The organism is Aeromicrobium sp., from assembly GCF_050700635.1.
Classification (GTDB): Bacteria; Actinomycetota; Actinomycetes; order Propionibacteriales; family Nocardioidaceae; genus Aeromicrobium.
In genome coordinates this window covers 1-13,509 of sequence record NZ_JBOHDT010000014.1, presented here as the reverse complement: position 1 = coordinate 13,509, position 13,509 = coordinate 1, and the positions used below count along the sequence as shown (strand labels likewise).

At 67.3% G+C, this 13,509-nt stretch carries 15 protein-coding genes and 1 pseudogene; 15 read left to right on the top strand and 1 reads right to left on the bottom strand.

The window, feature by feature from the left end; translation table 11 throughout:
* The 14 genes from ACRDPN_RS01140 to ACRDPN_RS01075 all read left to right on the top strand — a co-directional run.
* Window positions 1–365 (top strand): MCE family protein (locus tag ACRDPN_RS01140; protein ID WP_431445488.1); only part of this gene is annotated, 365 nt, incomplete at its 5' end.
* Window positions 362–1,429, top strand: coding sequence for an MCE family protein (locus tag ACRDPN_RS01135; protein WP_431445487.1), 1,068 nt, complete (start codon window positions 362–364; stop codon window positions 1,427–1,429). The genes ACRDPN_RS01140 and ACRDPN_RS01135, both read left to right, overlap by 4 nt.
* A complete protein-coding gene (locus ACRDPN_RS01130; RefSeq protein ID WP_431445486.1) occupies window positions 1,429–2,415 on the top strand; it encodes an MCE family protein in 987 nt (328 codons plus the stop codon). Before ACRDPN_RS01135 ends, ACRDPN_RS01130 begins: the two co-directional genes overlap by 1 nt.
* The gene (locus ACRDPN_RS01125) at window positions 2,412–3,605 is read left to right on the top strand and encodes an MCE family protein (RefSeq protein WP_431445485.1); all 1,194 of its coding nucleotides are present in this window, start codon (window positions 2,412–2,414) and stop codon (window positions 3,603–3,605) included. The genes ACRDPN_RS01130 and ACRDPN_RS01125 overlap by 4 nt, the downstream gene beginning before the upstream one ends.
* Before the next feature lie 29 nt (window positions 3,606–3,634).
* On the top strand, window positions 3,635–4,927 hold the full coding sequence (locus ACRDPN_RS01120; protein ID WP_431445484.1) for an MCE family protein: 1,293 nt from the start codon (window positions 3,635–3,637) through the stop codon (window positions 4,925–4,927).
* Window positions 4,924–6,078 carry an MCE family protein gene (locus tag ACRDPN_RS01115; protein ID WP_431445483.1) on the top strand — a complete coding sequence of 385 codons (1,155 nt, stop codon included), beginning with the start codon at window positions 4,924–4,926 and terminating at the stop codon, window positions 6,076–6,078. The genes ACRDPN_RS01120 and ACRDPN_RS01115 overlap by 4 nt, the downstream gene beginning before the upstream one ends.
* A complete protein-coding gene (locus ACRDPN_RS01110; RefSeq protein WP_431445482.1) occupies window positions 6,075–6,596 on the top strand; it encodes a hypothetical protein in 522 nt (173 codons plus the stop codon). Before ACRDPN_RS01115 ends, ACRDPN_RS01110 begins: the two co-directional genes overlap by 4 nt.
* Before the next feature lie 3 nt (window positions 6,597–6,599).
* Window positions 6,600–7,355, top strand: coding sequence for a hypothetical protein (locus ACRDPN_RS01105; protein WP_431445481.1), 756 nt, complete (start codon window positions 6,600–6,602; stop codon window positions 7,353–7,355).
* Between the two features lie 55 nt (window positions 7,356–7,410).
* Window positions 7,411–7,611, top strand: a complete 201-nt coding sequence (locus ACRDPN_RS01100) for a ferredoxin (RefSeq protein ID WP_431445480.1) — start codon at window positions 7,411–7,413, stop codon at window positions 7,609–7,611.
* Between the two features lie 49 nt (window positions 7,612–7,660).
* Complete coding sequence (locus ACRDPN_RS01095; RefSeq protein WP_431445479.1) at window positions 7,661–8,554, top strand: 3-oxoacyl-ACP reductase; 894 nt, start codon at window positions 7,661–7,663, stop codon at window positions 8,552–8,554.
* Window positions 8,555–8,561: 7 nt separating this feature from the next.
* The gene (locus ACRDPN_RS01090; RefSeq protein WP_431445478.1) at window positions 8,562–9,347 is read left to right on the top strand and encodes an SDR family NAD(P)-dependent oxidoreductase; all 786 of its coding nucleotides are present in this window, start codon (window positions 8,562–8,564) and stop codon (window positions 9,345–9,347) included.
* A 47-nt stretch (window positions 9,348–9,394) separates the two neighbouring features.
* Entirely contained in the window at window positions 9,395–10,627 is a 1,233-nt protein-coding gene (locus tag ACRDPN_RS01085; protein WP_431445477.1) for a glycosyltransferase family 4 protein, read from the top strand.
* Entirely contained in the window at window positions 10,614–11,348 is a 735-nt protein-coding gene (locus ACRDPN_RS01080) for a class I SAM-dependent methyltransferase (protein ID WP_431445476.1), read from the top strand. Before ACRDPN_RS01085 ends, ACRDPN_RS01080 begins: the two co-directional genes overlap by 14 nt.
* A complete protein-coding gene (locus ACRDPN_RS01075; RefSeq protein WP_431445475.1) occupies window positions 11,342–12,421 on the top strand; it encodes a prenyltransferase in 1,080 nt (359 codons plus the stop codon). Before ACRDPN_RS01080 ends, ACRDPN_RS01075 begins: the two co-directional genes overlap by 7 nt.
* Here ACRDPN_RS01075 and ACRDPN_RS01070 read toward each other — a convergent pair.
* Window positions 12,380–13,036, bottom strand: coding sequence for a class I SAM-dependent methyltransferase (locus ACRDPN_RS01070; RefSeq protein WP_431445474.1), 657 nt, complete (start codon window positions 13,034–13,036; stop codon window positions 12,380–12,382). The genes ACRDPN_RS01075 and ACRDPN_RS01070 overlap by 42 nt on opposite strands.
* A 47-nt stretch (window positions 13,037–13,083) precedes the next feature.
* Between ACRDPN_RS01070 and ACRDPN_RS01065 the strand changes: the two are divergent.
* Window positions 13,084–13,509, top strand: a pseudogene (locus ACRDPN_RS01065) (hypothetical protein); the annotation flags it as partial.

The window sequence follows — 13,509 nt, the reverse complement described above, 5'->3', positions numbered from 1 at the left end:
TGTCCCGCACGACGCGGGTCACCCTGTCGGAGAACGAGAAGCGGCTGGTCGCCCAGACACGCACGGGCCGACCGTTGCTGGCCCTGCTGGACACCTACTCGCCCGAGATCCCGTGCTTACTGACCGGGCTCGACCGCCAGATCCCGAACACCAAGAACGTCTTCCAGAACGACATCATCCATCAGACCCTCGAACTCGGCGCACCTCAGCGGTCGGCGTACACCGCGGCTGACGCGCCGGTGTACGGCGAGGTCGGCCACGGGCCGTGGTGCCTCGGACTGCCGGACAACTACAAGAAGCCAGCGGGCTTCATGAACTTGGACGACGGGACCGACAAGGATGCGAAGGACGGGGGGATCGGATGAACCGTCGCGACAGCACCTTCATCCTGGCCGCCGTCAAGCTCGGCATCTTCACCTTGATCGCGCTCGTGGTGACCGGCGGGTTGGTCATCATCATGGGCGGCCTCGGTTTCGGCTCCAAGACCGAGTACAAGGCGGTCTTCGCGAGCGCCTCGGAGCTGAAACCGGGTGACGACGTACGGATCGCCGGTGTGGCGGTCGGCGAGGTCACCGACGTCGAGATCCACCGTCGCCACCAGGCCTTGGTGGCTTTCGAGGTCGAGGACGGCGTCCCGCTCACGCGCGACTCACGTGCGAACATCCGGTTCCTCAACCTGATCGGCGATCGGTACATGTCGCTGTCTGAGGGAAAGGAGGGAGCGCCACGGTTGGTGGCCGGGGCCACTCTCCCGATCGACCGCACCACCCCGGCCATCAACCTGACCGCGCTGTTCAACGGTTTCCAGCCGCTGTTCGCCGCCCTGAACCCGGAGGACGTCAACAAGCTGTCGATCAACCTCGTGCGCGTCCTCCAGGGAGAGGGCGGCACGGTGCAGGAGCTGCTCGCCAACACGGCGTCGCTCACGAACACGCTGGCCGACCGCGACCAGCTCATCGGCGAGGTGATCACCAACCTCAGCACGCTGACGAAGACCGTCGACGACCACCACGAGGAGCTCGACGAGCTGATCATCAGCATGCGGTCGTGGTTCGGCGACCTGGCCAAGGACCGAAAGGTGATCGGTTCGTCGCTGGCGAACATCTCCGAGGTCTCCGAGAAGGTGGCCGACCTGCTGACGGAGAGCCGACCACTGCTGAAGGAGGACGTCGTCCAGCTGCGACGGCTGTTCACCATCCTCGCGAAGCCGGAGAACAAGAAGTACCTGGACAACACGCTCGACAAGCTCCCGGAGATGCTCGCGGCACAGACCCGCATCGGCGTGTACGGCTCCTGGTACAACTACTACCTCTGCGAGTTCCAGGGCGGTGTGGTGCTGCCCAGCGAGCTGATGGACGCGCTGCCGCCGGACGTGCAGGCGTACATGTCCGAATTCACCATGGTCAGCAAAGCGCAGAGGTGTCAGTGATGGCACGTCGAAGCGACTCCCAGGTCTTGCAGATGGGCACCATCTCGCTGGTGCTGCTGCTGGCCGTGATGGCGGCGTCGTTCAACCTGCAGAGGTTCCCGGGTTTCCGCGGTACCACGTATCACGCGGAGCTGACCGACGCGAGCGGTCTGCGAACCGGCAGTGAGGTCCAGGTCGCAGGCATCCGCGTGGGCAGGGTGAACAAGCTGCGAATCGGTCCGGAGAAGGTGATCGCCGACTTCGACGTCAAGGACGCGACCCTCGGCAGATCGACGCGGGCCAGCGTCGAGGTGAAGAGCCTGCTGGGGGAGAAGTTCCTGAACATCACGCCGGAGGGCAGCGGCACCTTGCCCGATGACGCCACGATCCCGTTGTCGCGCACGGACACCGCCTTCGACATCGTCGGGACACTCGGCCAGCTGACCACGCAGACCGAGGAGACCGACAAGGAGAACCTCACCGGAGCGCTGAACGCGCTGGCCGAGACCGTCGATGCCTCCGCCCCCGAGGTCCGTTCGAGCTTCACCGGCCTGTCCCGTCTCTCCGAGACGATCGCGTCGCGCGACCAGGAGATCGAGCAGCTGCTGAAGCGCTCGCGCAACGTCACGAGGCTGCTCGACGAGCGTAAGGGCGATCTCGTGGTGCTGATGCAGCAGGCCGACCTGGTCTTCCAGGAGCTGCAGCGGCGCAAGCAGACGATCCACGAGCTCCTGGTCAACGCCAATGACCTGGCCGTCCAGATCGACGGCCTCGTCAAGGACAACCGCACGCAGCTCCGCCCCACGCTGGACAAGCTGAAGAATGTTCTGACCTTCCTGCATGCGCGTGAGGACGAGATCGAGGAGCTCCTGCGCAACTACGGGCCCTATGTCAACATCCTCGGCAACGTCATCGGCACCGGTCCGTGGTTCGACGCCTACGTCCCCAACATCCTCGAGGTCTTCACCCCTGCGTTCGAGCCCGGTCCCCCAGGGGGTACCCAGTGAGCTGGAAGAACATGACCCGGTGGTCACTGGGGGCGCAGGCCGTCGTGGTGCTGCTGGTGCTCGGGTTCCTGATCCTCCCCGGTGAGGGGTCGCGGACCGTCACTGCGCACTTCGATCGTGCGGTGGCGGTGTATCCGGGCACGGACCTCAGGGTGATGGGGGTGCGGATCGGAGAGGTGACCGCGGTCGTGCCGGACGGGAACAGCGTCCGCGTGGAGATGACCTACGAGCAGGAGTACAAGCTTCCGGCTGACGCCAAGGCCGCGGTGGTGACGCCCACGCTCGTGGCGGATCGCTACGTCCAGGTGTTCCCGGCATACGCCGACGGAGCCGCGCTGCCCGACGGCGGCGCCATCCCGCTCACACGCACGCAGACGCCGATCGAGCTCGATCGCATGTACCGGGCGCTGGACGACCTCTCGGTGACGCTCGGACCGAAGGCCGGCTCGACCGACGGGGCGTTGGACAACCTGCTCACGGCGGGTGCGAAGGCACTCGACGGCAATGGCGAGCTGGGGTCCAAGACGATCCGCAACATGTCGGAGGCGGCGGACACGTTCGCACGCAACCGTGGTCCGCTCTTCGACAACGTCCGTGCGCTCGCGGAGCTCACCGACACCTTGGCGGCGAACGACACCACCGTGGAGGCCTTTCTGCGGGACCTCGCCTCGGTGTCCGGACAGCTCGAGGGCGAGCGCGATGAGCTGAAGCAGGTGTTCGCCTCCCTGGCGCAGGTACTCAGCACCGTCGAGGGGTTCGTGAAGGAGAATCGCAAGGTTCTCGGGAAAGACGTCGAGCTGTTGAGCAGCCTGCTCGAGCGAGTGGATCGCCAGAAGGATTCCGTCGGGCTGGTGACTCAGAAGGGTGCGCTGGCGTTGGGCAACCTCGCCGTGGCCTTCGAGCCCAGTACGGGCACCTTCGGCTCCCGCGTGCAGGTGGGTCCGACCTTCAACCGGTTGGACCAGTTCCTGTGCTCCATCGTGACGAACGCCGGCCCTTCGGGGTCGGACGCGGTCTGCCCGATCCTCGAGACACTCCTCAAGCCGCTGCTTCCCGCGACCTCGGGCGAGGCCGGAAGCGCGGCCGCGGCCCCGGAGCCGCCGGCCCCGACCACCCCGGAGATCGAACCGTCCGCACCGCAGAGCGGTCCGCCTTCCCTGCGGGAGCTGCTGGGGGGTGATCGCCGATGACATCGATCCGCCCCCGCTCGGAGAGCGTCATGAAACTGCGCATGACGCTCGCGGTGGTACTGGCGATCCTGCTGAGCGGCTGCTCCTTCGACAGCATCTACGACCTGCCACTCCCCGGCAACAAGGTGAGCGAGGACGACGGCTTCGTGGTCAGCGCCGACTTCGCCGATGCGCTCAACGTGGTTCCGCGGTCCGCGGTGATGGTGGGCGACGTCCCGGTGGGACAGGTGGAGTCCGTCTCCAGGGTCGGCTGGCACGCACGGGTCAAGATGCGGGTCCGCGACGACGTCGAGCTCCCCGACAACGCGGAGGCCCAGATCCGTCAGACGAGTCTGCTCGGCGAGAAGTTCGTCGCACTGTCGCCGCCCGCGCCGGCTCCGGACTCCGATCAGGCACCCGCAAGCACCGGACGCCTCGGCCCGAATGACGTGATCCCGATGGACAGCACCGGCCGCAATCCCGAGGTCGAGGAGGTCCTCGGTGCACTGTCGGTCCTGCTGAGCGGTGGCGGCATCGGCCAGCTCCAGACCATCACCCAGGAGCTGAACGTGATGATGGAGGGCCGCACCGGCGAGATCCGAGACGTCCTCGGGAGGCTGAACACCCTGGTCGGCACTCTCGACTCGCAGCGGGGAGACATCGTGGAGGCGATGGAGTCGATCAACGGGTTGAGCAAGACCCTCGTCGCGGAGAAGGACACCATCGGCGACGCCCTCGATGCGGCTGCGCCCGCGATCAACGTGCTGCGGGACCAGCACACCGAGCTGGTCCGGATGCTCTCCGAGCTGGACAAGCTCGGGGTGGTCGGCACCCGTGTGATCAACAAGACCAAGGACGACCTCGTGGCCGAGCTGCGCCACCTCGAGCCCGTGCTCCGCGAGCTCTCCGACACCGGGAAGTCGCTCGTTCCGGGTGCGGTCGCAGCAGCCAGCTACCCGTTCCCGGTCGACGCGGCGGACACCATCCGTGGCGACTTCGCGAACGTCGTGTTCAAGATGCAGATCAAGCTCACCCCGGTGAGCGAGGGCGGGCTGCTGCCGACGACGCTCGATGATCTCAACACCTTGTGCCGCGCGACGCCGCTCGCGCCGATCTGTGCCCCGGGTGGCGAGGCGATCGACCAGCTCTGCGCGTTGCTCGGTTCGTTGCCGCTGTGCACCGACCCGAACGCAGCCGTTGGCGGGCCCCAGCAGGGGTCCCCTCCGGCCACGCCGGGCTCGCCGGACCCTTTGAATCCCTCTCCGGCACCGGCCGGGGGCGGATCGGGTGGGTCGTCCGACGATCAGTTCCTCGACGGACTCCTCGGGGGAGGGTCGTCATGAGACGCGGGATCAAGATCAGGCTGATCGCCTTCGTGCTCCTGAGCGCGATGGGGCTGGTGTACATCGGTGGTTCGTACCTCGGCGTCGTCGACCAGATCCTCGGGCGTGGCTACACGGTGCACGTGCTCCTGCCGGAGTCGGGCGGTCTCTTCAAGGGGAGCGAGGTCGCCTATCGCGGCGTCAAGATCGGCAAGGTGTCGAAGATGTCCGTCGACGGCGAGGGGCTGAAGGTCGACGTCGCGCTCAACGACGACGCCCGGGTGCCCGCGAATGCGCCCGTGTACGTGCACAACCTCAGCGCCGTGGGCGAGCAGTATCTCTCCTTCGAGCCAGTGTCGAAGCAGGGGCCGATGTTGCAGGACGGCGACACCGTCCGGGGCACCAAGGACAGCCTCCCCCTGTCGGAGGAGGTACTCCTGCAGGACCTGAGCCGGTTCGTCTCGAGCGTGAACGGGGCCGAGCTGAACACGGTCGTCGGCGAGCTCGGCACCATGTTCCGCGACAACGCGACGCCCCTGCGTTCGATGGTCGACGACACGCAGAAGTTCATCCAGACCGCCCGGGCCAACGAATCAGCGACGGTCGACCTGCTAAACAACTCCCAGACGGTGCTGCAGACCCAGGCGGACAACTCAGCGAACATCCGCTCCTTCGCCCGCGACCTTGCAGCTGTGACCGGAACACTGGCCGCCTCCGACGCCGACATCCGGCGTGTCCTTGCCGACGCAGGTCCCGCAGCAGACGAGCTGATGCGCATGGTCCGTGACCTTCGGGAGGTGCTGCCGCCGTTCCTGACCCACCTGGTGAGCGTGCAGGACGTCCTCGTCGATCGACTGCCTGCGCTCGAACAGCTGCTCGTCACCTTCCCGCGCCTGATCGCGGCCGGCCCCTCGGCCCTCGCCTTCAACGATGATGGCCAGGGGTTCGGGCGCGTCAACCTCAACCTGAACCAGGAGCCGCAGCCGTGCACGGACGGCTACCTTCCGCCAGGACAGTGGCGACCAACCTCGGAGGAGGAGAAGGCGACATCTCCGCCTCTCCCGTCGGAGAACAGCTTCGAGCCGTATTTCCCCGTCGAGTGCGCTTCCGGGCCGCCCATCAACATGCGGGGGATGAAGCACGCGCCACCACCCCGCGGAGGAGACAAGTGAACCGCAGATCATTCACCAACCCCCTGGTGATCAACTCAGTGCTGGCCGTACTGCTGGTGGGCTTGCTCGCCTGGCTGGTGCTTTTCGCCGTCCGAGGCAGCGCGGCCGCGCCTGGCAGCACGCCGGCCGAGGAACGGGCGCAGGAGCACTCCGACATCAGGCGTGCTGCGCGAACGGAAACCCTGGCCTTCCTGACGATCGACCACACGAAGATGGACGAGCTGTCCGGCCGAGTGCTCGACGGCGCGACCGGGGCCTTCAAGAAGCAGTACCAGGGGTCCCTGGAGTCCCTGAAGGAGTCCGCGGCCAGCCAGGAGTCGTTCTCCGAAGGGAGCGTCGCCGAGGTCGGGTTGAGCGAGGTCGACACCGACTCCGCGACCGTCTTCGTGGCGGCGGGCAGCAAGGTGAGAAACAAGGGCACGAAGGGCGAGATCGAGGACCGGTCCTGGCGGATCAAGCTCTCCATGGTCAAGGAGGACAGCCGCTGGCTGGTCTCCCAGCTCGAGTTCGTGGGCTGAGCCGTGTTGACACGAAAGCGCGACGAACGCGTCTGCCCCTTCTGTGCGGAGACCATCAAGGCCGCCGCCACCCGTTGCCGGTACTGCCAGTCGGACCTGCCTCCGCTCGTCGAGGCCGAGCCGCAACCCAAGCCCGAGGCCAAGCCCAAGCCGCTACCCCAGCGCAGTTCCGAGCCGGGACCTGCCGTCGAGGAGAACGCGGAGGGGTCGAGGCTGGCCGTCCCGAGTCTGCAGGAGGTCCGGTCGTTCGTGCGGACCCGGCTGACGCTGATTCTGGCCGCGCTCGTCCTCCTCGCTGCTGCCGGAGTCGGGGTCTCCTGGTGGCGCGCGGAGCAAGGGTCGTCGGCGGTGGCCCCCGGCGGTTCGCTCGTCGGCGACGACGCCCGGACCCAGGTGCTGGTCGCTGCCGCGGACCTGACCCAGCGCACGCTGTCGTACAGCCACAAGACCCTGGCGAACGACATGGAGGTCGCCCGGGCCCGGATGACGCCCTCCTTCCGCAAGGAGTACGACGCCACCATGGCGCAGGTCCGGGCCAACACGGAGAAGAACGAGATCGTGCTCGAGGCGGTCGTGGTGTCCTCGGCGATCATCAACGCGACCGATCACAAGGCCAAGGTGCTGGTGTTCCTGAATCAGACGACGACCGCGGGCACCGGCAAGGACAAGAACCAGCAGCTGAGCCGGAACAGTCTGGTCGTCAACCTGACCAGGGGCGAGGGTGACTGGGACATGTCAAAACTGACCGCGCTGGGCTAGACTAGAACACGTTCTAGTATTGACGGGCCCGAAGCCCACGGAAATGGAGAACCGCATGGCCAGGGTTGAGGTCGACTACGACGTCTGTGAGTCGAACGCTTTGTGTGAGGCGATGGCGCCGGACGTGTTCGCGCTCGATGACGACGACGACCTGCAGATCGAGGACCCGACGGTGACCGGCGAGAACCGCTCAGGTGTCGAGCAGGCCGTCGCCTCCTGTCCCAAGTCGGCACTCCGCATCGTGGAGGACGCATGACCACCCCAGAAAAGCCCTCGCTGCGCTCGTGCTTTCCCGGGGACCCCGGATGAGCGATACCTCCCTCGACGGCCGGGTCGCCGTCGTCACCGGTGCGGGTGCGGGCCTCGGACGCGCGGAGGCACTCGCGGTCGCGCGAGCCGGTGCCCGGGTGGTGCTCAACGACCTGCCGGGAGCCGCCGACGAGACCGCCGCCGAGATCAAGTCCCTGGGCGCCGAGGTGGCGCTCGCGCCTGGTGACGTGGGCGAGACGTCCACCGCGAACCTGATCATGCAGACCGCCCTGGAGACCTTCGGCTCCCTGGACATCGTGGTCAACAACGCCGGGGTCACTCGTGACCGGATGCTGTTCAACATGTCCGACGACGAGTTCGACGTGGTCGTGCGGATTCACCTGCGCGGCCACTTCCTGCTCTCCCGGAACGCCGCAGCTCACTGGCGACAGGTGTCGAAACAGACCGGCGGAAAAGTCGACGCCAGCGTGATCAACACCGCCTCCGAGGCGTTCCTCACCGGCTCGCCCGGACAGGCGAACTACGCGGCCGCGAAGGCGGGCATCACCGCACTGACCCTGTCGACAGCGCGAGGCCTGTCCCGCATCGGCGTGCGTGCGAACGCCATCTGCCCCCGCGCCCGCACGGCCATGACCGCCGACGTGTTCGGACTCGACGAGTCCGGGAGCGCGATCGACCCCTACAGCCCGGACCACGTGGCACCGCTGGTCGCCTACCTCGCGTCGCCGGCGGCTGACCGCATCACTGGCCAGGTGTTCGTTGTCTACGGGGGGATGGTGGCGCTCCTGGCCGCCCCCGTCGTCGAGCAACGGTTCGACACCGAAGCCGACCTCTGGTCGACCGAGGAGCTCGACCAGGAGCTCGGCGGCTTCTTCGCCGACCGTGACCCGGAGGTCTCGTTCGCGGCCGACTCCATCCTCACCCTCTAGGAGAATGATGTCCCGTCTCAAGGACAAGCACGCCATCATCACCGGTGGTGCCCAAGGTCAGGGCGCGGCCATCGCACGCGCATTCGTGGCTGAGGGCGCCCGGGTGGTCATCGCCGATGTGGCCGACGACGCCGGCTCTGCCCTGGCGGACGAGCTGGGTGACGTCGCGTCCTTCAGCCACCACGACGTGAGTGACCCGGCGTCCTGGGACAGGCTGGTGACGGAGGCCGAGGAGCGACTCGGGGCGCCGGTGAACGTCCTCGTCAACAACGCCGGCGTCCTGCGGTTCGGCGAGGTCGACACGATGCCGCTGGACGATTTCGACCTGCTGATCAACGTCAACCTCCGCGGCTGCTTCCTCGGCATGCGAGCCGTCGCGCCGTCGATGAAGCAGAACCGGCAGGGCTCGATCATCAACTGCTCCTCGGTGGAGGGGCTCGCCGGGATGGCGTCCTTGACGGCGTACACCGGGACCAAGTTCGCGATCCGCGGCATGTCCAAGGCGGCCGCGGTCGAGCTCGGCGCCCATGGCGTCCGCGTCAACTCGGTGCACCCGGGGATGATCGACACACCGATGACCCAGGCGCACGGCGGCGACGCGGCGATGCAGTGGGGAGCGACCCGTGTCCCGTTGGAGCGGGTGGGTACGCCCGAGGACATCGCGCCGTTGTACGTCTACCTGGCCGGTGACGAGAGCGGTTATACGACCGGGAGTGAGTTCGTCGTCGACGGCGGGGTGACGGCCACCCACGCCTTCTACCCCGGGAACAGCGGCCGCGGAGCGGCTCGCTAAGGGCCGAATGATAGAACCGATCCCACCTGCTCAACCGGAGGCGGCCCTTGCGCATCGCACTCATGTCCTACCGCAGCAAGCCACACTGCGGCGGTCAGGGCGTCTACGTCCGCCATCTCAGCCGTGAGCTGGTGGCGCTTGGCCACACCGTCGAGGTGTTCTCGGGCCAGCCGTATCCCGAGCTGGACGAAGGGGTCACGCTGACGAAGGTCCCGTCCCTGGACCTCTACCGGGACCCCGACCCGTTCCGCATGCCGAAGCCGAAGGAGTTCCGCGACCTCATCGATGTCGAAGAGGTCCTGACGATGTGGACCGCAGGGTTTCCCGAGCCCAACACCTTCTCGAAACGCGTCGCGCGGCTGATGAAGGATCGCAGGGGCGACTTCGACATCGTCCACGACAACCAGGCTCTGGGCTACGGCATGCTCGACCTCGTCGAGCAGGGGTTCCCGTTGATCGCCACTATCCATCACCCGATCACCGTCGACCGCCGCTTCGACATCGCGAACGCACCGACCCTCCACAAGAAGCTGAGCCTCCGTCGCTGGTACGGCTTCCTGCGGATGCAGAAGAAGGTCGCCCTGCAGCTTCCGAAGATCCTCACCGTCTCCGAGTCGAGCCGGCGCGACATCGTGACGGACTTCGGTGTCGACCCGTCGCGGCTGGAGGTCGTCATCCTCGGTGTCGACGACGGGTTCGTCCCGCCCACCGCTCCGCGAGTTGCCGGCCGGATCGTCGCGATGGCCAGCGCGGACGCGCCGATGAAGGGAATCGCCACGCTTCTGGAGGCGTTCGCCAAGCTGCGCACCGAGCGTGACGTCGAGCTGCTCCTGGTCACCTCGCTCAAGCCGGGCGGACGGACCGAGCGACTCATCGACGATCTGGGCATCGCCGACGACGTGACCTTCGTGAACGGGATCAGCGACGCCGAGCTCGTCGAGGTGATGGGTTCGGCTGAGCTCGCCTGTGTCCCATCGTTGTATGAAGGCTTTTCCCTCCCGACGGCAGAGCTGATGGCCTGCGCCACTCCCTTGGTCGTCAGCCGGGTCGGCGCGATCCCCGAGGTCGTCGGCGACGACGGCGCCTGCGCGACCCTGGTGGCTCCCGGGGACGTCGGCAAGCTCGAGGCTGCGATCGCCGAGCTGCTGGACGATCCGGAGCGCCGGGAGGCCATGGGTCGAGCCGGCCGGCAACGAGCGTTGGAGATGTTCAGCTGGCGTGCGGTGGCAAGGGCCACGGCCGCGGCCTACGAAGAGGTGATCGACCGTGTTGACCGTTGACTTCGACCGGCTCGGGCTGCTGTCCGGCGACCGGGTGATCGACATGGGCTGTGGTGCCGGACGACACGCGTTCGAGATGTACCGCCGCGGCGCGGACGTCATCGCGTTCGACCAGGACGCCGACGAGCTGGGCGGGGTCCTGGAGCTGTTCGGTGCGATGAAGGAGGCTGGTGAGGTTCCTGAGGGTGCCTCCGCGGACATCAAGGAGGGTGACGCCCTCGCCCTGCCCTTCGCCGACGCCGAGTTCGACCGGGTGGTCGCGGCCGAGGTGCTCGAGCACATCCCGGCCGACATCCAGGCGATCAGCGAGCTGGTCCGAGTCCTGCGCCCGGGCGGCACGATGGCCGTGACCGTGCCCCGCTGGCTGCCCGAGGTGATCTGCTGGAAGCTCTCCGACGATTACCACAGCAACCCCGGCGGTCACATCAGGATCTACTCCGACAAGGAGCTGATCGGCAAGCTCGAGAACACCGGCATGGTCTTCGAGGGCATCGACTACGCGCACGGCCTGCACTCGCCGTACTGGTGGCTCAAGTGTGCTGTCGGGGTGAAGAACGACGACCACCCGCTCGTGAGGGCCTACCACCAGGTGCTGGTCTGGGACATCATGAAGACGCCCCGCTACAGCACGGCCACGCGCCTGGCCGAGAAGGCGCTGAACCCGCTCATCGGCAAGAGCATGGTGGTGTACCTGCGCAAGCCGGATGACGTTCCGTGTTGACCCCGGTACAGATCGCCGAGACCGCCGCCAGCATCGCCGCGATGCAGGAGTCGGACGGGGCGATCCCGTGGACGACCGGCGAGCACACCGACGTATGGAATCACGTCGAGGGCGCGATGGCGCTCGTGGTGGGTGGCCAGCTGGACGCTGCCGCTGCGGCGTACGAATGGTGCGCCCGCACCCAGCGACCGGACGGCTCCTGGCCCATGAAAACCGTCAATGGTGCTGTCGACGACCACAGCACGGAGTCCAACATGGTCGCCTACCTCGCCGTCGGCGTGCTGCACCACTGGGCGATCCGACACGACCGGGCATTCCTCGAGCGCATGTGGCCGGTGGTACGACGGGCGTTGGACCTGGTCGTCGACCTGCAGCTTCAGTTCGGTGGTATCGCCTGGGCGCGCGAGTGGGACGCCAACGGTCCTGCGAAGGTCAATCGCGAGGCCTTGCTCGCGGGCAGCTCGAGCATCTACCAAGCACTGCGTGCCGGGGTCGCTCTCGCAGACGTGATGGATGAGCCGCAGCCGGAGTGGGAGCTCGCCGGCGGCCGTCTCGGGCACGCACTCCGGGAGCACCGCGACCAGTTCCTCGACAAGTCGGTCTTCTCGATGGACTGGTACTACCCGGTGCTGGGCGGCGCTGTGCGCGGACCAGCGGCCGAGGCGAGGATCGCCTCGCAGTGGGACACCTTCGTCGTCGACGGGCTCGGGATCCGCTGCGTCAGCACGAACCCCTGGGTCACCGGCGCGGAGACCTGCGAGCTGGTCATGGCGTTGGCGGCGATCGGTGACAACCGCGCTTCGATGCTCTTCGCGGACATGCAGCACCTGCGCACCGACACCGGTGGGTACTGGACCGGCCTTGTCTTCCCCGAGAACGTCAACTGGCCGCAGGAGCAGACGACCTACACCGCGGCGGCGGTTATCCTCGCGTGGGACGTGCTGACCGGGACGACCCCGGGCGCGGGGGTGATGACCGGCGACGAGATCGGCGTGGAGTTCGACGAGATCGCTCTGGAGTGCGACTGCCCGTCATCCGACCGGTTCGCCGGCGTCGCCCCGGGTACGCGTTAGCGCCCGCATCGATCCCACCGTCTCGCGCGACTCGAAGCACCCGGAGCCGACGGCTCGCTGCCACACATGGAACGGTGCTTGGCCGCCGTCCTCAGGTCGCTCAAGCACGTCGTGGATCACCAACGCGCCCCCGGCCATCACCCAGTGGGCGAACCCGGAGTAGTCGTTCTGGGCGTGCACCTCGGCGTGGCCGCCGTCGATGAACAGCAGGCTGACCGGGGTTCGCCACCACGTGGCGACGCTGGTCGAGCGGCCGACGACCGCGGTCACCTGGTCCTCGAGACCGGCGCGGGCGACGGTCCTCCGGAAGACCGGGAGGGTGTCCATGAGGCCGAGCTCGTCGTCGACGAGCGACGCGTCGTGGTGCTCCCAGCCGGCCTGGTTCTCCTCGGAACCGCGGTGGTGGTCGATCGTGAGCACCGACCCGCCGATCTCGCGCGCGGCCGCGCCGAGGTAGATCGCGGACTTGCCGCAATACGTCCCGATCTCCAATGCGGGTCCGTGGGAGAGTCGCTCGTGCGCGATCCTGTGAAGGAAGGCCCCCTCGTCCTCCGGCATGAATCCCTTGGCCGCGAGCGCGTGGGCGAGCAGATCTGCGGGCATCTCCGGATTCATGAGGAACACTCTGCCCGTAAGTGAGGCGTTTACTCGAGGAGAGCACCATGACCGCTACCTACACCGTCGACGTCTTTTCCAGCCTCGACGGCTTCGGCGCCGCCAGCGGCAACTGGACCGGCTACTGGGGCAAGCAAGGCCCCGAGCTCCTCGACCACCGTCACGCCCTGTACGGAGAGGAGCAGCGGATGGTCTTCGGGGCCAACACGTATCGGGCCTTCGCGCGGATGCCGGCCTCGAGCACCGAGGAGTCCGAGGTGCGTGACCCGTGGGTCACCCGGATGATCAGCCTGCCGGCAATGGGTTGCGCGGCAGTGTCGGCCGACGGCTACATCGCCGACGACGATGGCCAGATCGGGTCCTTGTTCGACTGGATGGCCGGTGGCGATGTCGAATGGAAGTGGTCCGAGTCCGACGAGTACGCGATGCGCAGCACGCATGCGTCCAAGGACTTCATGCAGTCCGTCTACACC

Excerpts from the sequence above, each read along its gene's own strand:
- ACRDPN_RS01135 (WP_431445487.1), top strand. The coding sequence starts at position 362 with ATGAACCGTCGCGACAGCACCTTCATCCTGGCCGCCGTCAAGCTCGGC.
- ACRDPN_RS01130 (WP_431445486.1), top strand. The coding sequence starts at position 1,429 with ATGGCACGTCGAAGCGACTCCCAGGTCTTGCAGATGGGCACCATCTCG.
- ACRDPN_RS01120 (WP_431445484.1), top strand. The coding sequence starts at position 3,635 with ATGAAACTGCGCATGACGCTCGCGGTGGTACTGGCGATCCTGCTGAGC.
- ACRDPN_RS01115 (WP_431445483.1), top strand. The coding sequence starts at position 4,924 with ATGAGACGCGGGATCAAGATCAGGCTGATCGCCTTCGTGCTCCTGAGC.
- ACRDPN_RS01100 (WP_431445480.1), top strand. The coding sequence starts at position 7,411 with ATGGCCAGGGTTGAGGTCGACTACGACGTCTGTGAGTCGAACGCTTTG.
- ACRDPN_RS01095 (WP_431445479.1), top strand. The coding sequence starts at position 7,661 with ATGAGCGATACCTCCCTCGACGGCCGGGTCGCCGTCGTCACCGGTGCG.
- ACRDPN_RS01090 (WP_431445478.1), top strand. The coding sequence starts at position 8,562 with ATGTCCCGTCTCAAGGACAAGCACGCCATCATCACCGGTGGTGCCCAA.
- ACRDPN_RS01070 (WP_431445474.1), bottom strand. The coding sequence starts at position 13,036 with ATGAATCCGGAGATGCCCGCAGATCTGCTCGCCCACGCGCTCGCGGCC.